This is a genomic window from Citrobacter sp. RHBSTW-00524, from assembly GCF_013747755.1.
Classification (GTDB): domain Bacteria; phylum Pseudomonadota; class Gammaproteobacteria; order Enterobacterales; family Enterobacteriaceae; genus Citrobacter; species Citrobacter braakii.
This window is the reverse complement of record NZ_CP056421.1, coordinates 4,437,832-4,463,517: the sequence shown is the minus strand read 5'-3', so window position 1 is coordinate 4,463,517 and position 25,686 is coordinate 4,437,832. Positions and strand designations below refer to the sequence as shown.

Sequence of the window (25,686 nt, the reverse complement as noted above, 5' to 3'; positions counted from 1 at the left end):
TCAGATTAGTGCGCTTCACCAATCGGCAGGATGGTACGGCCAAATTGTTCGTTCAGCACTTCACCCATCGCCAGGTAAATGGCGCTTGCGCCACACACTAAGCCTACCCAGCCAGCAACGTGAATGATCGCTTCGTTACCCGCAATGTTGCCCACGGCCAGCAGGGCGAACAGCACTGTCAGGCTCAGGAACACGAACTGCAGCATGCGCGCCGCTTTCAGCGTACCGATGAACATGAACAGAGTGAACACGCCCCACAGACCGAGGTAAGCGCCCAGGAACTGACCATTGGTTGCATCCGCCAGGCCCATTTTCGGCATCAGCAGGATCGCAACCAGCGTCAGCCAGAACGAACCGTAGGAGGTAAAGGCGGTTAAACCGAAGGTGTTGCCTTTTTTATATTCCAGCAGTCCGGCAAAAATTTGCGCGATACCGCCGTAGAAAATGCCCATCGCCAGAATAATAACGTCCAGAGCGAAGAAACCCGCGTTGTGCAGGTTAAGCAGAATGGTGGTCATGCCAAAGCCCATCAGGCCCAGCGGTGCCGGATTAGCCAACTTAGTGTTGCCCATAATTCCTCAAAATCATCATTGATTGAATGGTGAAATAGTTTCCCCGAATAACGATCGCTGTCTTCGGGGCGCGGCATGATAATCAGGGGAGAGGGCACTGTCTATGATCTAACGAAGGGTAAATGAATTATTTTCCCTGTGATGGGCATCACGCTTGCCAGTTACGGCGGTGCTGCTCAGCAGAAGGCTCATAAGCAGGCTGGCGGAAAGGGTTAACACAGATTTCATGGAGTTTCTCTTTGACGGCTGCAAAAGTGTGTGACTTCAGACCATATTACCGTCGTCATAAAAACGATTCATGCTCGTAATCTTTTCTTTTTATTACAATTTTTATGTGAATAACTTTCCTGATTTAATTGGTTGTATGAATTAATTCTGGTTGGCGACTATTCATTTTTCTCTCTTTTTGCCTTTTTTCTGCGAATTTAATGCCACAAGGCTAAAAAAATTTTTCATGCCCCCCTTGATGACGTGGGTTACGACCCCATCTTGTAGACAACCGCAGTGGTGAGTCTGAAAAAAAACGATTCAGGGTAGTTGAAACCGCACGTTTCGCCCTTATTACAGATTCACAACCACATGATGACCGAATTTTTAGTGGAGACGTTTAGATGGGTAAAATTATTGGTATCGACCTGGGTACTACCAACTCTTGTGTAGCGATTATGGATGGCACTACTGCACGTGTGCTGGAGAACGCCGAGGGCGATCGCACCACGCCTTCTATCATTGCTTATACCCAGGATGGTGAAACTCTGGTTGGTCAGCCGGCTAAACGTCAGGCAGTGACAAACCCGCAAAACACCCTGTTTGCGATTAAACGCCTGATTGGCCGCCGCTTCCAGGACGAAGAAGTGCAGCGTGATGAAGCCATCATGCCGTACAAAATCATCGGTGCTGACAACGGTGATGCATGGATTGACGTAAAAGGTCAGAAAATGGCACCGCCGCAGATTTCTGCTGAAGTGCTGAAAAAAATGAAGAAAACGGCTGAAGATTACCTGGGTGAACCGGTAACTGAAGCAGTTATCACCGTACCTGCATATTTTAACGATGCTCAGCGTCAGGCAACCAAAGACGCCGGCCGTATCGCAGGTCTGGAAGTAAAACGTATCATCAACGAACCAACCGCAGCTGCACTGGCTTACGGTCTGGATAAAGAAGTCGGCAACCGTACTATCGCGGTTTATGACTTGGGTGGTGGTACTTTCGATATCTCTATTATCGAAATCGACGAAGTTGACGGTGAAAAAACCTTCGAAGTTCTGGCAACCAACGGTGATACCCACCTGGGTGGTGAAGACTTCGATAGCCGTATGATCAACTACCTGGTTGACGAATTTAAGAAAGATCAGGGTATCGACCTGCGTAACGACCCGCTGGCGATGCAGCGTCTGAAAGAAGCCGCTGAGAAAGCGAAGATCGAACTGTCTTCCGCTCAGCAGACCGACGTGAACCTGCCGTATATCACTGCAGACGCGACTGGTCCGAAACATATGAACATCAAGGTGACCCGTGCGAAACTGGAAAGCCTGGTTGAAGACCTGGTTAACCGTTCTATCGAGCCGCTGAAAGTTGCTCTGCAGGATGCTGGTCTGTCTGTTTCCGACGTTCAGGACGTTATCCTGGTCGGTGGTCAGACTCGTATGCCGATGGTACAGAAGAAAGTTGCTGAGTTCTTCGGTAAAGAGCCGCGTAAAGACGTTAACCCGGACGAAGCTGTGGCAATCGGTGCTGCCGTTCAGGGTGGTGTATTGACCGGTGATGTGAAAGACGTGCTGCTGCTGGACGTTACCCCGCTGTCTCTGGGTATCGAAACCATGGGTGGCGTGATGACTGCACTGATCGCGAAAAACACCACTATCCCGACCAAGCACAGCCAGGTGTTCTCTACCGCTGAAGACAACCAGTCTGCGGTAACCATCCACGTGCTGCAGGGTGAACGTAAACGTGCCGCTGATAACAAAGATCTGGGTCAATTTAACCTGGATGGCATCAGCCCGGCTCCGCGCGGTATGCCGCAGATCGAAGTTACTTTTGACATCGATGCCGACGGTATCCTGCACGTTTCCGCGAAAGACAAAAATAGCGGTAAAGAGCAGAAGATCACCATCAAGGCTTCTTCTGGTCTGAACGAAGAAGAAATTCAGAAAATGGTTCGTGAAGCAGAAGCGAACGCAGAATCTGACCGTAAGTTTGAAGAGCTGGTTCAGACCCGTAACCAGGGTGACCATCTGCTGCACAGCACTCGCAAGCAGGTTGAAGAAGCAGGCGACAAACTGCCGGCTGATGACAAAACTGCCATCGAGTCTGCACTGACTGCGCTGGAAACTTCTCTGAAAGGCGAAGACAAAGCGGATATCGAAGCGAAAATGCAGGCGCTGGCACAGGTTTCCCAGAAACTGATGGAAATCGCTCAGCAGCAGCACGCACAGCAGCAGGCTGGCGCAGCAGGTGCTGATGCTTCTGCAAACAACGCGAAAGATGACGACGTTGTCGACGCTGAGTTTGAAGAAGTGAAAGACAAAAAATAATCGCCCTTTGAACGGGTAATTACTGGCACGGGCGAAGAGGTTTCCTCTCCGCCCGTGCACGCATGTTAGGGGCAGATAAAAAGAGATGGCTAAGCAAGACTATTACGAGATTTTAGGCGTTTCCAAATCAGCGGAAGAGCGTGAAATCAAAAAGGCCTACAAGCGCCTGGCCATGAAATATCACCCGGACCGCAACCAGGGTGATAAAGAGGCCGAAGCCAAGTTTAAAGAGATCAAAGAAGCGTACGAGATCCTCACCGATGCGCAAAAACGTGCGGCTTATGATCAGTACGGCCATGCAGCGTTTGAGCAAGGCGGTATGGGCGGCGGCGGCGGTTTTGGCGGCGGGGCCGACTTCAGCGATATCTTTGGTGACGTGTTTGGCGATATCTTTGGCGGCGGTCGCGGTCGTCAGCGCGCCTCACGTGGTGCTGATTTACGTTACAACATGGATCTCACTCTGGAAGAAGCCGTGCGTGGCGTCACCAAAGAGATCCGTATTCCGACGCTGGAAGAGTGTGATGTTTGCCACGGCAGCGGTGCGAAGGCGGGCACGCAACCCCAGACCTGTCCAACCTGTCACGGTTCTGGTCAGGTGCAGATGCGTCAGGGCTTTTTTGCCGTACAGCAGACCTGTCCACACTGTCAGGGCCGCGGTACGTTGATTAAAGACCCGTGCAACAAATGCCATGGTCATGGTCGCGTTGAGAAGAGCAAAACGCTGTCCGTTAAGATCCCGGCTGGGGTTGATACTGGCGACCGTATTCGTTTAGCGGGTGAAGGTGAAGCCGGTGAACATGGCGCGCCAGCAGGCGATTTGTACGTTCAGGTGCAGGTAAAACAGCACCCAATTTTCGAACGTGAAGGCAATAACCTGTACTGCGAAGTGCCGATTAACTTTGCGATGGCAGCGCTGGGCGGCGAGATTGAAGTGCCGACGCTGGATGGGCGCGTGAAGTTAAAAATCCCGGGCGAAACGCAGACCGGCAAACTGTTCCGCATGCGTGGTAAAGGCGTTAAGTCAGTACGCGGCGGCGCACAGGGCGATCTGCTGTGCCGTGTGGTGGTTGAAACCCCGGTAGGCCTCAACGACAAGCAGAAGCAGTTGCTGAAAGATCTGCAGGACAGCTTTGGCGGCCCGACCGGCGAGCAAAACAGTCCGCGCTCTAAAAGCTTCTTCGACGGTGTGAAGAAATTTTTTGACGATTTGACGCGCTAATTTACAGCTGTCTTATTAATTAAAAGGCCTTGGATTGAAGAATCCTGGGCTTTTTATTTTTGTATCGAATACAAAAATAATGAGTTAGATATAAAGAATAAATCTTCAGGAAAAATGATGAGAAATGATTTTTTAAAATAAAGATTTTCTTCTATTTTTTGCTCAGTTAATAGAAGAAAAGGTGAGTGAAATGCTTGTGCGCGAAAATGATTTTGACTTCAATTTAATTAAGATATTTAATGCCGTTGTGGAGTCCGGAAACGCTTCTCGAGCTTCCGAGAGATTATCCATAACACCAGCTGCTGTTTCTCAGGCGTTAAGTCGATTACAGAATATTTATTCATTTAAGCTCTTTGAACGAACCCGAAAAGGGTTGACGCCTACGAAAAAAGGATTGGAACTCCATAAGGCCTATAGCCATGTTGTGAATGTAATCAACGCTACATATTCACTTTCAAAGATTAACTACGATCCTCCAGCAATAACTTTATTAGGGAGTGATATTGGGTGATGCTGCCAACTTACTGATTTAGTGTATGATGGTGTTTTTGAGGTGCTCCAGTGGCTTCTGTTTCTATCAGTTGTCCCTCCTGCTCAGCTACTGAAGGCGTAGTGCGTAACGGTAAAAGTACTGCCGGACATCAGCGCTATCTCTGCTCTCACTGCCGTAAAACATGGCAGCTACAGTTCACTTACACCGCCTCTCAGCCCGGTACACACCAGAAAATCATTGATATGGCCATGAATGGCGTCGGATGCCGCGCCAGTGCACGAATTATGGGCATTGGCCTCAACACGATTTTACGACACTTAAAAAACTCAGGCCGCAGTCGGTAAACTCACGTATACAACCGGGCAGTGACGTCATTGTTTGCGCGGAAATGGACGAACAGTGGGGTTACGTCGGCGCTAAATCCCGCCAGCGCTGGTTGTTTTACGCGTATGACAGGATACGGAGGACGGTTGTGGCGCACGTATTCGGTGAACGCACGTTGGCCACGCTGGAGCGTCTTCTTGGCCTGCTGTCGGCCTTTGAGGTCGTGGTATGGATGACGGATGGCTGGCCGCTTTATGAATCACGCCTGAAGGGAGAACTGCACGTTATCAGCAAGCGATATACGCAGCGCATTGAGCGGCATAACCTGAATCTGAGGCAGCATCTGGCAAGGCTGGGCAGGAAGTCACTGTCGTTCTCAAAATCGGTGGAGCTGCATGACAAAGTCATCGGGCATTATCTGAACATAAAACACTATCAATAAGTTGGAGTCATTACCTGATATTGTAGAGAATTATTATCTCCATCATTTTATTAGGAATGATGAGTTAATTGAAAAGTATGAAATAAATCATTATGCAGTAAATAAAAATAGCGAAGATACTTTGGCTGAAATGTTACTTTCTGGAGTGGGTGATATTTTAATTAATCTTTCACCACCAAAAAACTTTGATATTGAAGTTCATCTTATTGACGTCTTTAGGCAATATGTTTGTATTTGTGGCAACGACAATCCACTATCAATCTTAGAGCAAATCTCACTACACCATTTTTATACTTTTTCACATGCGGTATATCAATCTGATATGTTCTCTCCGGAAGTAATGGTTTATACCAATAGCGTTGATCATAGAACAGAACGTAAAATAGGTTATCGCAGCGATTCTATGTTAGGGGTAGTCAATATAGTAGAAACAACAAATATGATCTGCATTGTACCTCTTGAGTTGGCTTCATTTTTTAAATATACCAGAGGGTATAATATTAAAATATTATCACTGCCTGATGAAATATTTTTTAAAACAATCCCTGTTTATGCATCTTTATATAAAAAAAGCAAATATTATGTTGTGCTTAGAGAGTGGATAGTGATACTGCAATCTAAATATTCATCTATAAATGATCGGGATAATTTATGTCAATGATAATAAGTTCAGAACCTGCCTTAAAATATATTATAGAGCTAGAGACTATTCTTGCGATTATTATCGTGAGTGCTTGGGGGGGAGTCGTTAGCTATCTCATGAGAGAAGCCCGGGGACGAAAGAAAAAAAATATAGCAGGATGTTTAAAACAAGTCATTATTTCATGTTTTACAGGTTTTTTACTCTCTGGCATTGCTCTTGATAAAGGTGCTGGTATAAATATGATACTCATATTGTCAGGGCTGGGAGGGGTTTTTGCTGGGCCCGTACTGAAAATGTTGAAAGATAAACTGGCACAGGTTTTTGCTAAGTGAGCTGTATTGCCCGTCCATGGGCATTACCATACTTAAAGCAAGTAAAATCTTAGTGTGATATATAGAATTATTGTAATAAATAAAATCATTGCATAATAATACAGAAACGGTTTCTGCAGGAAATGATGTTTGCTATTTAAGCATTTTATTTCTATGTTTTCATTAATCTGTACTCCTTGACGTGGAATTGTAATGAACAAATTGTCAATGCCAAAAATTCTCAGGTCTTTTCTGACCAGATAGAGTAGTTGAGTCAGATTAGCATCACTTATAAATGTACTCCTGTCCTCCCATAATGCTTCCGCAATATGATTTTTCCTTATCACCAGTTCTTGCGCATGAGTTAGGATGAAATTTAAACATTTAGAACGCATATGAGTAAGTTTTATAGTTCGCTTCCCATCTTTACTTTTTAATTCATGGCTGGCGTTATCATACATACAACTATTTTTAATAATGTAAATGGTCATTTATATACCATGGTTAGTTTAATGTGTTCAGAAATATTAAATACAAATTTTCTGTTATTCAATACATATGCATACCTGTTGCATGTAAAAACGATACGTGTCACATAAGTTATGATATTTTTAGTTTGTATTAATTTTAAATTAAATAGGAGTTATTTATTTAATTGGCCATTAGGGGGGTAGGGAGGCATTATTGAGTTTTTTGACATAGGCTGAATGGCAATTTATAGACTTTTATTTGGGGATATATGGCATAGCATATTAATAGATGGTTTTATAGTCACATAAATTTTTTGTTTCTTCATAAAGATGTTTTTTTAGATTATTTTATTACTAGTTATTTGTACGAATACTACGGTTCTGTTTATCTTACCAGCTATCGGGATTATATAGCCGATTGGAAATGAAAACTTTTTGTGAAAGGATAGAGATATGCAAATTAATAAATTACAAATTAGTCAACCAGAACCTCGTATGCCAGTTAACCAGAAAATTGATGTTGATAACGCAACGGTGCTTTCGCATAATGCAATCTATCAAACACTCCTCTCTGCAGTGATGGAAACTAATGATTATGATAATGCCATAGTTACGTTAGATCCTTATAGTACGGCACCTTTAAGCCTATATCTGGGTATTTGGGGGAAATTGAATGAAGATATCAAAATTAATGTGCAGGATAGCAAGGGGATAACGGTAGCTGTATCCTGGACCTACAGCATGCAGACCGGTGCAAACCTGATTCCAGTTTCGGGTCTGGTTGCCGGGGAGGATAATGTCGTTACCTTAATCTCAGGTGCGCAGATTGTTGGGCAATACACGGTAACCCCATCAGCATTGCCGCCATCGGATTCTGCTGATATCAGTCTTGGCTTCCCTGTCATCACTGTGACAAAGTCAGTTGACGATTCCTCATTAGTTGCAGATGGCCTTTATTTTTCAACATATTTTGATCGCTATAATCTTGCCTTTGATCAAAATGGCATCGTTCGTTGGTATGTCTCTCAGGCAATTCCTTCTTATAACTTTGTCCGAACAGACAGCGGGCATTTCCTGGCTACGTCACAAGGAATTAATCACTGCCTGGATATGTACGAATTTGACGTAATGGGCAGAGTATATGCAGTCTATCTCCTTGATAATGAGTTTCATCACTCCATTCTGCCATTAGAGAACAATCTGGCTATTGCCCCCTCGGAATATACTAATGGACGTCCAGATGATTACTCAACAGGTAAAGATGGTGTTTCCATTATCGATCTCACTTCAGGGCTTGAGGTTGCTTATTATGACATGTTAAACGTGATGGACTATTCTCGTTCGCCACGTCCATCAGGAAGTGCACCGGGTCAATCGGCTACGATGGATGACTGGCTGCATATCAACCAGAGCTATATTAATACAACCAATAATGTGCTGGTTTCATCAGGGCGTCACCAAAGTGCCATCTTCGGTGTTGATGTCGACTCGGGCCAACTGCGTTTTATTATGTCTGATCATGAAGACTGGGCCTCCGACTTTGAGGAATACTTGCTGACACCAGTCGATGAGTCAGGTAATCCGCTGTTTGATTTTTCTACTCAAGATGGAATTGATTTAGCGAACAGTAATTTCTGGACATGGGGGCAGCATAATATCGTAGAGATTCCAAATGCTGAGATCGGTATTCTGGAGTTTTTAGTTTTTGACAATGGAAATTATCGTTCTCGAGACGATGCCAGGAGCTTGTTGCCAAAGGATAACTTTAGCCGGGTAGTTCAGTTTAGAATAGATCTAAACACGATGACGGTAACACGCTCGTATGAATATGGGAAAGACGAGGTTGGTAGCAGGGGCTACAGCAGCTTCGTAAGTGCCAAGCATTTATTGAGCAATGGTAATCTGGTCATCCATTTTGGTGCAAGCACCATGGATGAAAATGGTCGTCCTCTATCTGCCCAACCGGGATACAGTGATATTGTGGATCCGCAAGATGGAAGTCAGGCGCTGGGGATGTTGGTATTACAAGAGATCAATAAGCAGACGAAACAGCTTCTTTTTGAGGCGACGGTAACGTCAGGTTATTATAAAAATGCTGAAGTAAATGGTGATGATTATCGTTATGATATTTCTGCTTTCAGAGTTTATAAACTGCCATTATTTTGATAAGTAAAAATGAATGCGGCCATGATTGTGGCCGCATTATGTATTAAATGATCTTACTAAAAAATCATTTGCTAATATCGTCAACACGCATTGTGTGATCAGGAACAATGTTCTTCACATGCTCCATGTAATCGATTATTGCCTGAGCGGTTTGTAATCCCTTAATGTATTCAACATTTTTACTATTGGTGAAACTAAATCCACCACCGCCTTTCCCGATAAAAGAATCCAGAGCAATAGTATAAAATTGACTGTCTTCTACCGGTTTTCCTTTAATATTAAACGAAACAATACGCTGCCCCAACGGTTTTGTGCTGTCGTATTTAAACTGTACCGTTTTTGACGCGTGTAGCGTCCCATTTTTCAAATCTGCGGCATGAGACATAATTGACCTGAGATCTTTACCGCTGATCTCCACACTCATTACATCATTAGTGAATGGATACATGCTCAATACATCACCATATGTAATGTTGCCTTTGGGTAATTCGGAACGAATACCGCCAGCATTATAGAATGAGGCATCGGCGTAAGGTACCTTATACATCAAAGCATCAGTAATTAAATTACCTGTAGTAGCAGATTCACCATAAGAACGGGTCAAAATCTCAGGTGAGTAGGCGACGACTCTGTCGGTAATTTTCTTAACTTTATTGTTCCACTCATCGATTTTTGCCTGTGTTTGCGGATCAGGCTTATAGGTATCTGCGTACATCGTGATTAGCTTACCATTGTAGCTATCCACTTTTTTGGTTTCAGGGTTCCAGTCGAGGACTAACTTGCCTAACTCAATCGTGTAGGCATTAGTTGAAACCACCAACGTATCGCCGACTTTAATGGGTTCTGGAGTACCTTTATGGGCATGGCCGGTGATCAGTACGTTCAACCCGTAGCCTTCAAGCGTTTTAGCCATTTCAACGTCAGCTTTCAGCGCACGGGCAACGTCTTCATCACCACCGCTGGATTGACGACCCGGTACACCTTCATGCGCGAGCAGTACTGTCAGGTCAACTTTCCCTTTCAATTCTTCCAGTTGTTTCTTCACATACGGTACGGGATCCTGGCAGTCAACACCTTCACGGACGCCTGCGGCAATTGCTTCATAAAATGCCGAAACGCCGTGCATCCCAATAACACCAATTTTCAAACCATTTTTTTCGACGATGGTATAAGGTGTTTTAATTAATGGTTTATCACTATTGCTGTAAAACACGTTGTTGAGCAGTACCGGAAATTTAAGTTTACTCAGTTGTGTGACTAGATTTTCATGTCCATGGTCAAACTCATGATTTCCTACCGAAACGGCATCATAGGGCATGGTATTCAAAATATCGATAATGGCTTCACCTTTGGTTAAGGTGCTGATATAAGGGCCAGTAAAATAGTCACCTGCATCAAAGAAAAAAACATCTTTATCTTTTTCTTTGGCATCCTTAACTATTTTAGAGATAGGAGCAAATCCTCCTACCTCACGTGTCTTCGACACAGAAGGAATAATCCCAGGTGTAACGTGAGCATGCAAATCATTTGTGTAGTAAATGGTAATATCTCTGGCATCTGCGGTAAAGGTTATAGCAGATGATAAACCAATACATAAAGATAAGAGGGACAACGAGAATTTATTATTCATATTCATATTCCATTTATTCGATATATTGACAATTACACTTCACCGCATCTGATATATCGGATGCAGAGTTTCAAACTGGGTTATTACTTTTTATTTATTTTGATAGTAATCAGAACTCGAAGCCAATCATATAATTCATACGGTCACCATAATCTTTATAACCTAATTTATTATTAAAGTAACGATAGGATACCGATGCAGTCCAGCTAGGTATAAATTTCCATGTGAAAGTCACAGCGCCATTCAGGCCAGTATGTCCACCTTGTTGCTCTGCATAGGCATCATTACGATCCATTTCAATTTCATTCCAGTTGGAAACAGCAAATTTTTCGTTAAACATTTCAAAATTATATGTAGCAACCCAACCAAGTACATATCCGTTAAGGCCAGTAGCCTGACCGTATTTTTTTGACGTATAGTCGTTGGATAAATTGTGTATAGCCACATAGGGTTTAATGAACCATGATTTTTCTACCAGACCAAGGTAGCCGACCCCATACATCATATTCAATTCATCACCAAACGTGTTCTCCATCGACATATAGAGTTTGGTCATCAACGTAAAATCAGAACCTTCTATCGGACGATAATGTCCGAGAAACTGAGTAACGTGGTTCCGTCCTTCGACTGGATGGTTGAGAACGTTCATTTCGTAAAATGAAGCAAATTCACCTCTGTCGAAAACGGCGCCAAAATCAGCCACCGCTTTCCACACTTCACCACGATCGACGTTTACGAAACCTTTATTCCAGTCACCATACCCGAGACTAATTTTCCCATATACGCGTTTTAGTTCAGCTGAATGACCATTAAAACAGGCTAAGATAAGGCATGCACCAAGTAGACTATTAATGTATTTTTTGTTCATGCTCAGCTCCGTGAGGTAAAGAAAATAATAAAGTGTAATGCTTTTGAAAAAAAGGAAGTCTATTGGTTGATGTTTTGTTTGTGAGTGATAGGTGTCGCAAAAATACCAGTGTTCGAATATTAATTTGAGAAAGTGTCGGGAGGTGTTGTTTTTTTTATGCTAACTTTATGTTTTTTTGAATATAAGGCGTGTTACCGGAGTAACGCGAATCTTTTTTTATCGATGCTTTTGATATTCTTTTTGTATGACTTATTCGCTATTAGCAACTTAGTGCCGAGAAAACAACATATGCTGACATTAACGAGATATAGAGAGGGTCAGGGAGGTGTTTGGGATCTTCGTCACTTGTTATTGTGCAGTTTTTTAATAGAATTTTCTGGTAAGTTTATATAAATAAAAGTGATATTTTAATTATTAATATAGCGCCTGTGAATGTATTTGTTTCTTTATTTTTTTCAATCACTCTTTATTGCATGCTGATGTAATAGTGAGTGCCAGAAATCAACCGAAAATATTAAGCCTTTTGGCAAGTTTATTGCGTAATTGGTGATGTGATAATTCAAAGGAGTTGAAATGAAAAGAACTGTTGTTGCCAGTATGATCGGACTGGCCTTATGTGCCGGAAGCGTATCGTCAACCGCGCAGGCTGCTACGGATAAACGTCCTAACTTAGTCATCATTCTTGCTGACGATTTAGGCTATGGCGATCTCGCGACTTATGGCCATCAAATCGTCAAAACCCCTAATATCGACAAGCTGGCGCAGGAAGGGGTGAAATTTACCGACTACTATGCACCTGCGCCGCTGTGTTCTCCTTCTCGTGCTGGTTTATTAACGGGGCGTATGCCGTTTCGTACCGGGATACGCTCATGGATCCCTGAAGGGAAAGACGTCGCATTAGGGCGCAATGAATTGACGATTGCTAATCTGCTGAAAGAGCAGGGCTACGACACGGCGATAATGGGCAAATTACACCTGAATGCCGGAGGAGATCGCACCGATCAGCCGCAAGCGAACGATATGGGATTCGATTACACTCTGGTGAATGCTGCCGGGTTCGTAACGGACTCAACTTTAGATACCGCAACAGAGCGCCCGCGTCATGGCATGGTACATCCAACCGGTTTTGTGCGTAATGGCAAGCCGATTGGCAGAGCGGAGACCTTCAGTGGAGAATTAGTAAGCTCTGAAGTCGTGAACTGGTTGGACAATAAGAAAGATGATAAGCCGTTTTTCTTATACGTCGCCTTCACAGAAGTTCATAGCCCACTGGCATCGCCGAAAAAGTATCTCGATATGTATTCACAAAACATGAGCGACTACCAGAAACAGCATCCGGATCTGTTCTACGGAGATTGGGCTGATAAACCGTGGCGCGGCACGGGAGAATATTACGCCAATATCAGCTATATGGATGCGCAGGTCGGTAAAGTAATGGATAAGATTAAGGCAATGGGTGAAGAAGATAACACCATTGTCATTTTTACCAGCGATAACGGACCGGTCACACGCGAGGCTCGCAAAGTGTATGAACTGAACCTGGCGGGCGAAACGGATGGGCTTCGCGGTCGTAAAGACAATTTGTGGGAAGGCGGCATCCGTGTTCCTGCAATCATCAAGTATGGTAAACATATTCCGCAGGGGATGGTAACGGATACGCCGGTTTATGGTCTCGACTGGATGCCGACGCTGGCAAATATGATGGATTTTAAACTGCCAACAGATCGTACCTACGATGGGCAGTCTCTGGTGCCATTACTGGAACAGAAAACGTTAGCGCGTCAGAAGCCACTCATTTTTGGTATTGATATGCCATTCCAGGATGATCCAACGGATGAGTGGGCTATTCGCGATGGTGACTGGAAAATGATCATCAATCGCGAAAATAAACCTAAATACCTCTACAACCTGAAAAAAGATCGTTTTGAAACCCTTAATCAGATTGGCAAGCAGCCTGATATCGAAAAACAGCTGTACGGTAAGTTCCTGAAGTACAAAAAGGATATTGATAACGATTCCTTAATGAAAGCCCGAGGTGAAAAACCGACGCCGGTAACCTGGGGTTAATCGGATAACAACAAAAAAATAGAGTATGCCACTTAGGGCTATGCCCGCCTGGCTCAGTATTTTTATGCTGAGCCGGGTTCTTTTATTTATGGACCTCCGTGATGCAAAGGAAAAGTTGTCAGGTAATGGTTAAGCCAACAGGATCAGTATGCAATCTGGACTGCAAATACTGTTTTTACCTGGAAAAAGAGAAACTCTATCCAGACAGAAAAGCAAATTTCAAAATGTCAGATGAAATGCTTGAATTATTCATCAAGCAACACATTGCCGCACAGGATGTGGATGACGTCATTTTTGCATGGCAAGGTGGAGAACCGACTCTGATGGGGCGCGCGTTTTACCAGCGGGCGATTGAACTTCAGCAGCGTTACGCTGAGGGGAGAACCATAGTAAATACCTTTCAGACTAATGGCGTTTTGATCGACGAAGAATGGGCTGAGTTTTTCAAGAAGAATGATTTTCTGGTGGGGATTTCTGTTGACGGTGACGCCGCGCTACATGATGAATGGCGTGTTACTCGTTCGGGTAAACCGACACATGAGAAAGTGGAGCAGGCCATTAAACGCCTGGTACGTCACGGCGTTGAGTTTAATACGCTGACGGTGGTTAACCACACTAATATGTCTCATCCACTGCAGGTTTACCAATATCTGAAAAGCATTGGTAGCCAGTATATGCAGTTTATTCCATTAGTGGAGAGGCGTAGTGACAACAGCGATGCCGAGTTGGCTGCACCCTGTGATAAACAAACGAAAATGATGCCGTGGTCCGTTGACTCACTTGAATTCGGCCATTTTCTCAATGCTATTTTTGATATCTGGATCCGTGAGGATATTGGTAATATTGGCATACAGATATTTGAGCAGACGCTGGCTGCCTGGTGCGGATTACCTCCGCATGTGTGCGTGTTTTCTCCAACGTGCGGCAGTGCATTCGCAATGGAAATGAATGGTGATGTTTATAACTGCGATCACTTTGTCTATCCGCAGTACAAACTAGGGAATATTCAGCATACAACGGTGCGTGCGATGAACAATAGTGAGCAAAATCGGCAATTCGGCAATGATAAAAGCCGTACCATGGCGCAAGAATGTTACTCCTGTCAGTGGCGGTTTGCTTGCAATGGGGGATGTCCTAAACACCGATTTCTCCCCTCAGTCTTAGGAGTATCGAATCAGAACTTTTTATGTGCTGGTTATCAGTTGTTTTTTTCCCATACTGCACTAGCGATGGGGGCGATGAAAACGCTCTATGAAAATAATATTTCGCCAGCAGAGATAAAAACAATATTTGTGTGATAGTAATATTCGCAGGGAGTGAATATGTTTTCGCGAATCAATGTTGATGCCTGTAAAACACCTACTTGTAAAAATATGGGTATATTAAATAGTCCGGATTATTTAACCCAAGGGAAGGAGATTCTGTGTAGAGAATGTGGATTTTTGTTCCCCATCATTTCTGAGTACTCGCTCAATCTCTTCCGTCAGTCGGCAAACCAGGCCTGGAAGGGATTGATTAAAGCTTGTCCTGGCTGCGGTAGTTCATCACTAAAAAAATATGGATTTTCCGCTCAAGGAGAGGCGCGACTATACTGCCTTGAGTGCCACAAAACGTTTGTTTCCCCGGGAGAACATAAGGCAGATATCCGTCAGGAAAACCTTGCCAGACTTATCCAGGAAGGCGCTTCGTTGTCTGATATTAGAGCGACACTTTCATTAGACAGCACGGGTCTAAACCGTGCGCTACAAAAATTATCCCGCAAGGTAAATGAGGCTGAACGAGAGTTCGTTTTTCCTGCGTTTGATCTGGCGATGAGTACGTGCGCTTTTCGGGTTAAATTTAATGGCGGCGACAACAGTTTGTATGCTCTGGTTACGGCAGAAGAGAGCAGTGGCAGGGTTATCGCTGTGACAACTAATTATTCCACGCAGCCTATCGAAAACGAATATCAGTACATTTCTGAATACGAGGAACGTCTGCCGCCTGGGACGTTAGCGCATCTTGTCCAACGCAAAGAACTCATGACGATGCGGCGAAATACCCTATTTGATATCGACTATGGTCCCGCCACGCTTTACAAAAACGATCCCGGGATGTTGGTAAAACCAGTTCTTCCCGCGTACCGGCATTTTGAGCTGGTCAAAGAGCTTACGGATGAGCACTCCCTCAATGTTCAGCACGACATCGATCATGAGTGTTTTATATTAGGAGGATGTATGATGGCTAATCTGCAATCTGTGCGGCAAGGTCGTTGTCATATATCATTTGTAAGAGAAATGGGGGTTTCACCTCCAGATAAAGACTTTCCTTATCGAGTGTTCCTTAGTGGCGGAATACGCAATAATGTCTGGCGAGCCTTCTCAACACGCGGTTACTCTAAAGCCGTATGTAACCTCACAGGAAATAAAAAAACGAGTATGCTACGCTACGCTACCTTAACGGGCTGCACTAAATTTATTCAGTTTTTGCATACGCATCCGTTTTTCTTTCAGCTTAGTCGCCTGTCTCCTGCCAATGTTACGGTCGTACTGAATTATTTAAAATTTGAATATAATAAAAATATAATGCGATAACGGAATATTTTTATTGATATTAATTGATGCTTTTTGATTGCCTAATTGATACATCCCCAGTGTATTTATTTTATTGTTCCGCTGTGGAACGATGAAATGAATACATTGGACACGCATAATGAAAAAGATTATTTCCCCCGATATTAAGTTGCCTACACCTCGTCCCGCTGTTAATCAGGAGATTGACAGCAATAATGAGATGGTTCTCAGTCATACAGCTGTTTATCAAGATTGTCTGGCTCGGATCACTGATGAGAATACGTTGGAAAATGCGGTCATTGTTCTAAACCCTTATGGTACAGCGCCTTTAAGTGCATATGCCGGTGTTTGGAGTGATGAGGAACGTACTGTAACGCTGAAAATTCAGGATCTGGCGCAAAGTGCGATACAAGTCGTGCAAGATTTTACGTTGAATGTGGGGGCGAATCTGCTGCCTGTACTTGGCCTCGTGGCAGATGTCGATAACCAACTGGCTATTTTGGTTGATGAAGTCGTTATCGCCACTTATACGATAGCAACCCAACCTTTACCTGCAACGGATTCTGCAGATGTGCAGTTAGGGTTTCCTGTTATCAATGTGACTCAACCGGTGACTGACGCTGACCTGATTGCGCCGGGCTGCTATTTCATTACGCATTTCGACCGCTATAACTACGCTCTGGATCAGGATGGCGTGGTGCGTTGGTACGTGACACAGGACTTCCCGTCATTCAATTTGGTGCGCATTGATAACGGTCATTTCTTGGCTACATCAGAAGCTAAAAACACCTACCTTGAGATGTATGAGTTCGACATGATGGGACGGCTGTATACTTTTTATATTCTGGATAACCAATTCCACCACTCAATTTGGCAATGGGACAGTAATACCATCGTCGCGCCTTCCGAATATACCTCGGGCAGACCAGATTCACTGAAGACTAATGAAGATGGCGTCTCAGTTGTGGATTTATCTACCGGGCTGGAAATTGCCTATTACGACATGGCCGCTATTCTTGATACCTCACGTACAGCGAGACCAACGGGGACGGCACCTGGTGAAGATCCGACCGCTCAGGACTGGCTGCATATCAACCAAAGCTATGTTAATGAAACGAATAGTTTGCTGATCGCTTCAGGGCGTCATCAGAGCGCTGTTTTTGGCATCAGCCTCGAGACTGAATCGCTGCAGTTTATTATGTCCACGCATGAAGATTGGAGCGAGGAGTATAAGCCTTACCTTCTGACTCCGGTCGACAGTGATGGTGTCCCTCTTTATGACTTCAGCAATCAGGATGATGTGGATGCGGCAAACCGTGATTTTTGGTCGTGGGGACAACACAATGTGACTGAAGTGGCTAATGACGAACCAGGAATGGTCGAATTTATGGTATTCGACAATGGTAACTATCGCTCTCGTGTTGATAGTAAAAGCCTGCTTCCACCAGATAATTACAGCCGGGTTGTACACTTTATCGTTGATTTGAACGCAATGACGGTAATGCGCCCTTTTGAATACGGTAAGGAGTTGGGAGCTCGCGGTTATAGTAGTTGTGTAAGCGCCAAAGAGGTGTTGCAGAATGGCAACATCGTTGTGCATTTCGGCGATTGCACATTTGACGAAAATGGCCGAGCTATCTCTTGCCAGCCGGGGGATAGCGACATTATTGACCCGCAGGAAGGAAATGAAGCATTGGGGAATTTGCTTCTGCAAGAAATTGAACCGGTAACCAAGTCGGTGCTTTTTGAGGCGACAATGACCTCTGGTTACTATAAAAACGAGGAAGTGAATGGCGTAGGCTATCGCTATGACATCACCAGTTTCCGCGTTTATAAAATGGGACTGTATGCCTGATTAGGTCTCAGTGTTTTGCGCTCTATGCCCGACATCTGTTCGGGCTTTTTTGTTCGTAAAAACCGATCTGTTCATCATGAATAATCTAATTTTAACGAGCTTTCTGAAGGTGTAAGATAGTATTTACGAAGTATTCACCCAATAGAGAGAATAAAAGTGAAACATCTGCATCGTTTTTTTAGTAGTGACGCCTCGGGGGGCATCATTCTGATCATCGCTGCCGTGGTTGCTATGCTGATGGCAAATATCGGGGTTACCAGTGGATGGTACCACGCCTTTCTGGAAACGCCCGTTCAACTGCGGGTTGGCGCGCTTGAGATCAACAAAAATATGCTGCTGTGGATCAATGACGCGTTGATGGCGGTGTTCTTCCTGTTGATCGGTTTGGAAGTGAAGCGTGAGTTAATGCAAGGTTCGCTGGCCAGTCTGCGCCAGGCGGCGTTTCCGATCATTGCCGCTATCGGGGGCATGATTGTCCCGGCGCTGCTGTATCTGGCATTCAACTATGCTGACCCTATCACCCGTGAGGGTTGGGCGATCCCGGCGGCAACGGATATCGCTTTTGCATTAGGCGTGCTGGCGCTGTTGGGCAGCCGTGTCCCGCTGGCGTTGAAAATCTTCCTGATGGCGCTGGCGATAATCGATGACCTCGGCGCTATTGTGATCATCGCGTTGTTCTACACCAGCGATCTCTCGCTGTTGTCGCTGGGCGTTGCCGCGTGCGCGATCCTTGTCCTGGCAGCATTGAATCTGTGCGGTGTAAGACGTACCGGTATTTATATTCTGGTTGGCGTAGTGCTGTGGACGGCCGTACTGAAGTCTGGCGTGCATGCAACTCTGGCGGGCGTGATCGTCGGTTTCTTCATTCCGTTGAAGGAAAAACACGGGCGTTCACCGGCGAAGCGTCTGGAGCATGTTTTGCACCCGTGGGTGGCATACCTGATCCTACCGTTGTTTGCCTTCGCTAACGCGGGTGTCTCACTGCAGGGCGTCACCATTGATGGACTGACTTCGGTGTTACCGCTGGGGATCATTGCTGGCCTGTTAATCGGGAAACCACTGGGTATCAGCCTCTTTTGCTGGCTGGCGTTACGCTTCAGGATGGCGCAATTGCCGGAGGGAACGAATTTCCAGCAAATTATGGCGGTCGGTATTCTGTGCGGCATTGGCTTTACGATGTCGATTTTCATCGCCAGCCTGGCGTTTGGGACCGTCGATCCTGAGCTGATTAACTGGGCGAAACTGGGGATCCTGATCGGTTCTTTGCTGTCGGCGGTAATAGGTTACTGCTGGTTACGTACCCGGTTGAACGCAGAAGCCTGACGGGATAACCCTTTCGTGACAATTTTCAGGGAGAGTGTATGTCTCATATAAACTACAACCACCTGTACTACTTTTGGCATGTATATAAAGAAGGATCGGTGGTTGGTGCAGCAGAGGCGCTTTATCTGACACCGCAGACCATTACCGGGCAGATTAAAGCGCTTGAGGAACGCTTACAGGGAAAGTTGTTCAAGCGGAAGGGGCGTGGACTGGAGCCCAGCGAATTAGGCGAATTGGTTTTTCGTTATGCGGATAAGATGTTCACGTTAAGCCAGGAAATGCTGGATATCGTGAACTATCGCAAAGAGTCGAATTTACTGTTCGATGTCGGCGTGGCGGATGCTTTGTCCAAACAGCTGGTCAGCAGCGTGCTGAATGCCGCAGTCGTTGAAGATGAACAAATCCATCTGCGTTGTTTTGAATCAACGCACGAGATGCTGCTTGATCAGCTCAGCCAGCATAAACTGGATATGATTATCTCCGACTGCCCGATCGATTCTACGCAGCAGGAAGGGTTGTTCTCAGTGCGGATTGGCGAATGCAGCGTGAGCTTTTGGTGCACCCAGCCATTGCCTGAGAAACCATTTCCGGCCTGCCTCGAAGAGCGTCGCTTGCTGATCCCTGGACGCCGTTCGATGCTCGGGCGTAAGCTGTTGAACTGGATTAACTCACAAGGGCTGAACGTTGAAATCCTTGGCGAGTTTGATGATGCCGCGCTGATGAAAGCGTTCGGCGCAACGCATAACGCTATTTTTGTTGCGCCTACGCTTTACTCCCACAATTTCTATGCCGATGATTCAATTGTTGAAATTGGACGCGTAGAGAATGTGATGGAGGAGTATCACGCCATATTTGCGGAAAGAATGATCCAGCATCCAGCGGTGCAGCGTATTTGCAATGCGGACTACTCGGCATTATTTAAGCTGCAATCAGCCTGATCGTCGTAATGCTTCCGGCTGCGATGGTTGCCTACAGCCGGAAGGATTCTACTGCTTTAATAAATTCCGGTACTGACCACCTTCGCGGATAAATACCGGAATTCTGTTCCGTGGCCAGCCGTTTTCACGCATCTCTCGATATCTCTTGGGGCGGTTATCCACCTTCGGCCAGACAGAGACTATCAGCTCAATGCCTAGTGAATGACGGTTGCTGTCGAATCCGGCTGCAAACGACGGGCATAAAAAAACCCGCTTACGCGGGTTTTTTCACAAAGCGACAACAAGCAGGCGATTAAGCCAGTTTGTTGATCTGTGCAGTCAGGTTTGCTTTATGACGTGCAGCTTTGTTTTTGTGGATCAGACCTTTAGCAGCCTGACGGTCCACGATCGGTTGCATTTCGTTAAATGCTTTCAGTGCAGTAGCTTTGTCGCCAGCTTCGATAGCTGCGTATACTTTCTTGATGAAAGTACGCATCATAGAGCGACGGCTAGCGTTGTGCTTGCGGGCCTTTTCAGACTGAACGGCGCGCTTCTTAGCTGATTTGATATTAGCCAAGGTCCAACTCCCAAATGTGTTCTATATGGACAATTCAAAGGCCGAGGAATATGCCCTTTTAGCCTTCTTTTGTCAATGGATTTGTGCAAATAAGCGCCGTTTAAATTGCAGCACTCGTTGCGTAGTGATGGCGCAGGATTCTACCAGCTTGCGGGGCGTGAATACAGCCTTTCCACGAGAAAAATTGCATTGGTGTGCCCGTGAAGGGCGTCAATTTGTTTCATAACGATGAAAACCATCCTCTTTCTGTTTCGTAGAAACAATCGCCGGTTAACGTTGAACGCGGTACAGGGTATACTTTCACGATTTTCACTGTTTTGAGCCAGACATGAAGCTGATACGAGGCATACATAATCTCAGTCAGGCCCCGCATGGGTGTGTGCTGACTATTGGTAATTTCGACGGCGTGCACCGTGGCCATCGTGCGTTGCTGCAGGGCTTACGGGAAGAAGGGCGCAAACGCAATTTACCGGTGATGGTGATGATTTTCGAGCCGCAGCCGCTGGAGCTGTTTGCGACGGACAAGTCACCTGCGCGCCTCACCCGCCTGCGGGAAAAACTGCGTTATCTGGCGGAGTGCGGCGTTGATTACGTGCTGTGCGTGCGTTTTGACAGGCGCTTCGCTGCATTAACGGCGCAGACCTTCATCAGCGATCTGCTGGTGAAGCGCCTTGGTGTACAATTTCTTGCCGTTGGTGATGATTTCCGCTTTGGCGCTAGCCGTGCGGGCGATTTCTTGTTATTACAGGAAGCGGGCGCTGAGTATGGTTTTGATATCACCAGCACCCAAACCTTCTGTGAAGGCGGTGTGCGCATCAGCAGCACCGCGGTACGTCAGGCGCTGGCGGAAGATAACCTGCAACTGGCCGAAAGCCTGCTTGGGCATCCTTTTACTATCTCAGGACGCGTAGTTCACGGTGACGAGTTAGGGCGCACTATCGGTTTTCCGACGGCAAACTTACCGCTTCGTCGCCAGGTTTCTCCGGTGAAAGGGGTTTATGCGGTTGAAGTAATGGGGCTGGGTGACAAACCTTTCCCCGGCGTCGCCAACATCGGCACACGCCCGACGGTAGCAGGCGTACGCCAACAGTTGGAAGTGCATCTATTGGACGTTGTAATGGACCTGTATGGTCGCCATATAGATGTAGTACTGCGTAAAAAATTACGCAGCGAACAGCGATTTGCCTCGCTGGATGAACTAAAAGCGCAGATTGCGCGTGATGAGTTGACTGCCCGTGAATTTTTTGGGCTAACAAAACCGGCTTAATGCCTATACGAGTTTTAAATACGGAACCGAGAATCTGATGAGTGACTATAAATCAACCCTGAATTTGCCGGAAACAGGGTTCCCGATGCGCGGCGATCTCGCCAAGCGTGAACCGGGAATGCTGGCGCGTTGGACTGATGATGACCTGTACGGCATCATTCGTGCGGCCAAAAAAGGCAAAAAAACCTTCATTCTGCATGATGGCCCTCCTTATGCGAATGGCAGCATTCATATTGGTCACTCGGTTAACAAGATTCTGAAAGACATTATCGTGAAGTCCAAAGGACTCACGGGATTCGACTCGCCTTACGTTCCGGGCTGGGACTGCCACGGTCTGCCTATCGAGTTGAAAGTAGAGCAGGAATACGGCAAGCCGGGCGAGAAGTTCACCGCCGCTGAGTTCCGCGCCAAATGCCGTGAATACGCAGCGACGCAGGTTGACGGCCAGCGTAAAGACTTTATCCGTCTTGGCGTGCTGGGCGACTGGTCGCATCCGTACCTGACCATGGACTTCAAAACTGAAGCCAACATCATTCGTGCGCTGGGTAAAATCATCGGTAACGGTCACCTGCACAAAGGTGCGAAGCCGGTGCACTGGTGCGTTGATTGCCGTTCCGCGCTGGCGGAAGCGGAAGTTGAGTATTATGACAAAACCTCCCCGTCCATCGACGTTGCGTTCCACGCCGCCGATCAGGACGCGGTAAAAGCGAAATTTGGCGTTTCTGACGTCAATGGCCCGATCTCACTGGTTATCTGGACTACCACCCCGTGGACGTTACCGGCGAACCGCGCAATCTCTCTGGCGCCTGATTTTGACTATGCGCTGGTGCAGATTGACGGGCAGGCTGTGATTCTGGCGAAGGATCTGGTTGAAAGCGTCATGCAGCGTATTGGTGCGGCTGAATACACTATTCTGGGCACCGTAAAAGGCGCCGAGCTGGAACTGCTGCGCTTTACCCATCCGTTTATGGGCTTTGACGTGCCGGCTATTCTTGGCGATCACGTTACGCTGGATGCGGGTACCGGTGCGGTCCATACCGCCGGCGGCCACGGTCCGGATGACTACGTCATTAGCCAGAAATACGGTCTGGAAATCGCTAACCCGGTTGGCCCGGACGGCGCATATCTGGCGGGTACCTATCCGGATCTGGACGGTGTGAACGTCTTTAAAGCCAACGACAAAATCGTTGCGCTGCTGAGCGATAAAGGCGCTCTGCTGCACGTTGAGAAGATGCAGCACAGCTACCCGTGCTGCTGGCGCCACAAATCGCCGATCATCTTCCGTGCGACTCCGCAGTGGTTCGTCAGCATGGATCAGAAAGGTCTGCGCGCGCAGTCGCTAAAAGAGATCAAAGGCGTGCAATGGATCCCGGATTGGGGCCAGGCACGTATTGAATCGATGGTTGCCAACCGTCCTGACTGGTGTATCTCCCGTCAGCGTACGTGGGGGGTGCCGATGTCTCTGTTTGTTCACAAAGACACCGAAGAGCTGCATCCGCGTGCTATCGAACTGATGGAAGAAGTGGCCAAACGCGTTGAAGTTGACGGCATCCAGGCGTGGTGGGATCTCGATCCGAAAGATATCCTCGGCGATGAAGCTGACCAGTATGTCAAAGTCCCGGATACGCTGGACGTGTGGTTCGACTCCGGTTCAACCCACTCATCCGTTGTGGACGTGCGTCCTGAGTTTGCAGGCCATGCGGCAGATATGTATCTGGAAGGTTCTGACCAGCACCGCGGCTGGTTCATGTCTTCTCTGATGATCTCCACTGCAATGAAGGGCAAAGCGCCATACCGTCAGGTACTGACCCACGGTTTCACCGTTGATGGTCAGGGTCGTAAAATGTCCAAGTCTATCGGTAACACCGTAAGCCCGCAGGACGTAATGAACAAACTGGGCGCGGATATTCTGCGTCTGTGGGTCGCTTCTACCGACTATACCGGCGAAATGGCCGTTTCTGACGAAATCCTGAAACGTGCTGCCGACAGCTATCGTCGTATCCGTAACACCGCACGCTTCCTGCTGGCGAATCTGAACGGGTTCGATCCGGTAAAAGATATGGTGAAACCGGAAGAGATGGTGGTGCTGGATCGCTGGGCGGTAGGTTGTGCACAAGCGGCGCAGGAAGAGATCCTGAAAGCTTATGAAGCCTATGACTTCCACGAAGTAGTACAGCGCCTGATGCGCTTCTGCTCTGTAGAAATGGGTTCGTTCTACCTCGACATCATCAAAGACCGTCAGTACACCGCGAAAGCGGACAGCGTGGCGCGTCGTAGTTGCCAGACTGCGCTGTTCCATATTGCAGAAGCACTGGTACGCTGGATGGCGCCGATCATGTCCTTCACCGCCGATGAAATCTGGGGTTACCTGCCGGGCGATCGTGAGAAGTACGTCTTTACCGGTGAATGGTACGAAGGTCTGTTTGGCTTAGGCGAAACCGAAGCGATGAATGACGCCTACTGGGACGAGTTGCTGAAAGTGCGCGGCGAAGTGAACAAGGTCATCGAGCAGGCGCGTGCGGATAAGAAAGTCGGTGGTTCGCTGGAAGCGGCGGTTACCCTGTACTCTGAACCAGAGCTGGCGGCGAAACTGACCGCGCTGGGCGAAGAGTTGCGCTTTGTTCTGCTGACCTCCGGTGCAACGGTTGTGGATTATGCAGCGGCCCCTGCTGATGCTCAGCAGAGCGAACTGCTCAAAGGTCTGAAAATCGTACTAAGCAAAGCCGAAGGTGAGAAATGTCCGCGCTGCTGGCATTACACTACCGATGTCGGCCAGGTGGCGGAACATGCAGATATCTGCGGACGCTGTGTCAGCAACATCGCCGGTGATGGCGAACAACGTAAGTTTGCCTGATGAGTAAGCCTCTTTGTTCAACAGGACTACGCTGGCTGTGGCTGGTGGTAGTCGTGCTGATTATCGATTTAGGCAGCAAATACCTGATCCTCCAGAACTTTGCTCTGGGGGATACGGTGTCGCTGTTCCCGTCGCTTAATCTGCACTACGCGCGTAACTATGGCGCGGCGTTTAGCTTCTTAGCCGACAGCGGTGGCTGGCAACGTTGGTTCTTTGCCGGTATCGCCATTGGTATCTGCGTTATCCTGATGGTGATGATGTATCGCTCGAAGGCGACGCAGAAGCTAAACAACATCGCGTATGCGTTAATCATTGGCGGTGCGCTGGGCAACCTGTTCGACCGCCTGTGGCACGGCTTCGTGGTTGATATGATTGACTTTTACGTCGGTGACTGGCATTTCGCGACATTCAACCTTGCTGATACGGCGATCTGTATCGGTGCGGCATTGATTGTCCTCGAAGGCTTCTTACCGTCGAAAGAGAAAAAAGCCGCATAAAAAATGCCGGATGGCGCTACGCTTACCGGGCCTACAATATACTGCGATCCTTGTGGGCCCGGTAAGCGTAGCGCTATCGGGCAAACAGGCGGCAGCAATTTTAAA

The 25,686-nt window shown here is 46.7% G+C and carries 20 protein-coding genes and 1 pseudogene; 17 read left to right on the top strand and 4 right to left on the bottom strand.

The window, feature by feature from the left end:
* Nucleotides 1-5: 5 nt before the first annotated feature.
* Complete coding sequence (satP, locus tag HV229_RS21450; RefSeq protein WP_016155650.1) at nucleotides 6-572, bottom strand: acetate uptake transporter; 567 nt, start codon at nucleotides 570-572, stop codon at nucleotides 6-8.
* A gap of 611 nt (nucleotides 573-1,183) precedes the next feature.
* Between satP and dnaK the strand changes: the two genes are divergently transcribed.
* From dnaK to HV229_RS21415, 7 genes are all read left to right on the top strand, one after another.
* Entirely contained in the window at nucleotides 1,184-3,106 is a 1,923-nt protein-coding gene (dnaK, locus tag HV229_RS21445) for a molecular chaperone DnaK (RefSeq protein WP_016151634.1), read from the top strand.
* 85 nt (nucleotides 3,107-3,191) lie between these two features.
* Nucleotides 3,192-4,325, top strand: coding sequence for a molecular chaperone DnaJ (dnaJ, locus tag HV229_RS21440; protein WP_008786151.1), 1,134 nt, complete (start codon nucleotides 3,192-3,194; stop codon nucleotides 4,323-4,325).
* A gap of 190 nt (nucleotides 4,326-4,515) precedes the next feature.
* The gene (locus HV229_RS21435; RefSeq protein WP_181546352.1) at nucleotides 4,516-4,836 is read left to right on the top strand and encodes a LysR family transcriptional regulator; all 321 of its coding nucleotides are present in this window, start codon (nucleotides 4,516-4,518) and stop codon (nucleotides 4,834-4,836) included.
* A gap of 50 nt (nucleotides 4,837-4,886) precedes the next feature.
* A protein-coding gene (locus tag HV229_RS21430; protein WP_249417763.1) for an IS1 family transposase occupies nucleotides 4,887-5,584 on the top strand; the annotation gives its coding sequence in 2 pieces (ribosomal slippage) (nucleotides 4,887-5,136 and nucleotides 5,136-5,584; 699 coding nt in all).
* A 1-nt stretch (nucleotide 5,585) separates the two neighbouring features.
* Nucleotides 5,586-6,245: a hypothetical protein gene (locus tag HV229_RS21425; RefSeq protein WP_181546350.1), complete on the top strand. Its 660-nt coding sequence runs from the start codon at nucleotides 5,586-5,588 to the stop codon at nucleotides 6,243-6,245.
* Nucleotides 6,236-6,559, top strand: a complete 324-nt coding sequence (locus HV229_RS21420; RefSeq protein ID WP_047358360.1) for a phage holin family protein — start codon at nucleotides 6,236-6,238, stop codon at nucleotides 6,557-6,559. Before HV229_RS21425 ends, HV229_RS21420 begins: the two co-directional genes overlap by 10 nt.
* 902 nt (nucleotides 6,560-7,461) lie before the next feature.
* Nucleotides 7,462-9,174, top strand: coding sequence for an aryl-sulfate sulfotransferase (locus tag HV229_RS21415; protein WP_181546348.1), 1,713 nt, complete (start codon nucleotides 7,462-7,464; stop codon nucleotides 9,172-9,174).
* Nucleotides 9,175-9,238: 64 nt separating this feature from the next.
* On the opposite strand, the gene HV229_RS21410 is transcribed toward HV229_RS21415, so the two are convergent.
* Together HV229_RS21410 and HV229_RS21405 are read right to left on the bottom strand one after the other, a co-directional pair.
* On the bottom strand, nucleotides 9,239-10,810 hold the full coding sequence (locus HV229_RS21410) for a bifunctional UDP-sugar hydrolase/5'-nucleotidase (RefSeq protein WP_181546346.1): 1,572 nt from the start codon (nucleotides 10,808-10,810) through the stop codon (nucleotides 9,239-9,241).
* Between the two features lie 103 nt (nucleotides 10,811-10,913).
* Nucleotides 10,914-11,672: an outer membrane protein OmpK gene (locus HV229_RS21405; protein ID WP_181546344.1), complete on the bottom strand. Its 759-nt coding sequence runs from the start codon at nucleotides 11,670-11,672 to the stop codon at nucleotides 10,914-10,916.
* Between the two features lie 573 nt (nucleotides 11,673-12,245).
* On the opposite strand from HV229_RS21405, the gene HV229_RS21400 reads away from it, so the two are divergent.
* The 6 genes from HV229_RS21400 (at nucleotide 12,246) to nhaR (ending at nucleotide 20,407) form a co-directional block, all read left to right on the top strand.
* Complete coding sequence (locus HV229_RS21400; RefSeq protein WP_080859392.1) at nucleotides 12,246-13,739, top strand: sulfatase-like hydrolase/transferase; 1,494 nt, start codon at nucleotides 12,246-12,248, stop codon at nucleotides 13,737-13,739.
* Nucleotides 13,740-13,837: 98 nt separating this feature from the next.
* Nucleotides 13,838-15,037: an anaerobic sulfatase maturase gene (locus HV229_RS21395; RefSeq protein WP_181546341.1), complete on the top strand. Its 1,200-nt coding sequence runs from the start codon at nucleotides 13,838-13,840 to the stop codon at nucleotides 15,035-15,037.
* A gap of 24 nt (nucleotides 15,038-15,061) precedes the next feature.
* Complete coding sequence (locus HV229_RS21390; protein WP_181546339.1) at nucleotides 15,062-16,312, top strand: IS1 family transposase; 1,251 nt, start codon at nucleotides 15,062-15,064, stop codon at nucleotides 16,310-16,312.
* Nucleotides 16,313-16,430: 118 nt separating this feature from the next.
* Nucleotides 16,431-18,146 carry an aryl-sulfate sulfotransferase gene (locus HV229_RS21385; RefSeq protein ID WP_181546337.1) on the top strand — a complete coding sequence of 572 codons (1,716 nt, stop codon included), beginning with the start codon at nucleotides 16,431-16,433 and terminating at the stop codon, nucleotides 18,144-18,146.
* A gap of 156 nt (nucleotides 18,147-18,302) precedes the next feature.
* Nucleotides 18,303-19,469, top strand: a complete 1,167-nt coding sequence (gene nhaA / locus HV229_RS21380) for a Na+/H+ antiporter NhaA (protein WP_181546335.1) — start codon at nucleotides 18,303-18,305, stop codon at nucleotides 19,467-19,469.
* A gap of 38 nt (nucleotides 19,470-19,507) precedes the next feature.
* Nucleotides 19,508-20,407, top strand: a complete 900-nt coding sequence (gene nhaR / locus HV229_RS21375; protein WP_016151636.1) for a transcriptional activator NhaR — start codon at nucleotides 19,508-19,510, stop codon at nucleotides 20,405-20,407.
* 292 nt (nucleotides 20,408-20,699) lie between these two features.
* Here nhaR and rpsT read toward each other — a convergent pair whose 3' ends face one another.
* On the bottom strand, nucleotides 20,700-20,963 hold the full coding sequence (gene rpsT, locus HV229_RS21370) for a 30S ribosomal protein S20 (protein ID WP_003018940.1): 264 nt from the start codon (nucleotides 20,961-20,963) through the stop codon (nucleotides 20,700-20,702).
* Nucleotides 20,964-21,068: 105 nt separating this feature from the next.
* Here rpsT and HV229_RS26395 point away from each other — a divergent pair.
* From HV229_RS26395 to lspA, 4 genes and pseudogenes are all read left to right on the top strand, one after another.
* Nucleotides 21,069-21,284: pseudogene (locus HV229_RS26395) on the top strand (DUF2575 domain-containing protein).
* 7 nt (nucleotides 21,285-21,291) lie between these two features.
* Nucleotides 21,292-22,230 carry a bifunctional riboflavin kinase/FAD synthetase gene (gene ribF / locus HV229_RS21365; RefSeq protein WP_181546333.1) on the top strand — a complete coding sequence of 313 codons (939 nt, stop codon included), beginning with the start codon at nucleotides 21,292-21,294 and terminating at the stop codon, nucleotides 22,228-22,230.
* A gap of 37 nt (nucleotides 22,231-22,267) precedes the next feature.
* Nucleotides 22,268-25,084: an isoleucine--tRNA ligase gene (gene ileS, locus HV229_RS21360; RefSeq protein WP_181546331.1), complete on the top strand. Its 2,817-nt coding sequence runs from the start codon at nucleotides 22,268-22,270 to the stop codon at nucleotides 25,082-25,084.
* Nucleotides 25,084-25,581 carry a signal peptidase II gene (gene lspA / locus HV229_RS21355; protein ID WP_003018932.1) on the top strand — a complete coding sequence of 166 codons (498 nt, stop codon included), beginning with the start codon at nucleotides 25,084-25,086 and terminating at the stop codon, nucleotides 25,579-25,581. The genes ileS and lspA overlap by 1 nt, the downstream gene beginning before the upstream one ends.
* Nucleotides 25,582-25,686 lie beyond the last annotated feature (105 nt).

What these genes read in the sequence shown, in the direction of transcription:
- satP (WP_016155650.1), bottom strand. Translation starts at nt 572, where the DNA reads ATGGGCAACACTAAGTTGGCTAATCCGGCACCGCTGGGCCTGATGGGC.
- dnaK (WP_016151634.1), top strand. Translation starts at nt 1,184, where the DNA reads ATGGGTAAAATTATTGGTATCGACCTGGGTACTACCAACTCTTGTGTA.
- dnaJ (WP_008786151.1), top strand. Translation starts at nt 3,192, where the DNA reads ATGGCTAAGCAAGACTATTACGAGATTTTAGGCGTTTCCAAATCAGCG.
- HV229_RS21435 (WP_181546352.1), top strand. Translation starts at nt 4,516, where the DNA reads ATGCTTGTGCGCGAAAATGATTTTGACTTCAATTTAATTAAGATATTT.
- HV229_RS21420 (WP_047358360.1), top strand. Translation starts at nt 6,236, where the DNA reads ATGTCAATGATAATAAGTTCAGAACCTGCCTTAAAATATATTATAGAG.
- HV229_RS21415 (WP_181546348.1), top strand. Translation starts at nt 7,462, where the DNA reads ATGCAAATTAATAAATTACAAATTAGTCAACCAGAACCTCGTATGCCA.
- HV229_RS21410 (WP_181546346.1), bottom strand. Translation starts at nt 10,810, where the DNA reads ATGAATATGAATAATAAATTCTCGTTGTCCCTCTTATCTTTATGTATT.
- HV229_RS21405 (WP_181546344.1), bottom strand. Translation starts at nt 11,672, where the DNA reads ATGAACAAAAAATACATTAATAGTCTACTTGGTGCATGCCTTATCTTA.
- HV229_RS21400 (WP_080859392.1), top strand. Translation starts at nt 12,246, where the DNA reads ATGAAAAGAACTGTTGTTGCCAGTATGATCGGACTGGCCTTATGTGCC.
- HV229_RS21390 (WP_181546339.1), top strand. Translation starts at nt 15,062, where the DNA reads ATGTTTTCGCGAATCAATGTTGATGCCTGTAAAACACCTACTTGTAAA.
- HV229_RS21385 (WP_181546337.1), top strand. Translation starts at nt 16,431, where the DNA reads ATGAAAAAGATTATTTCCCCCGATATTAAGTTGCCTACACCTCGTCCC.
- nhaR (WP_016151636.1), top strand. Translation starts at nt 19,508, where the DNA reads ATGTCTCATATAAACTACAACCACCTGTACTACTTTTGGCATGTATAT.
- ribF (WP_181546333.1), top strand. Translation starts at nt 21,292, where the DNA reads ATGAAGCTGATACGAGGCATACATAATCTCAGTCAGGCCCCGCATGGG.
- ileS (WP_181546331.1), top strand. Translation starts at nt 22,268, where the DNA reads ATGAGTGACTATAAATCAACCCTGAATTTGCCGGAAACAGGGTTCCCG.
- lspA (WP_003018932.1), top strand. Translation starts at nt 25,084, where the DNA reads ATGAGTAAGCCTCTTTGTTCAACAGGACTACGCTGGCTGTGGCTGGTG.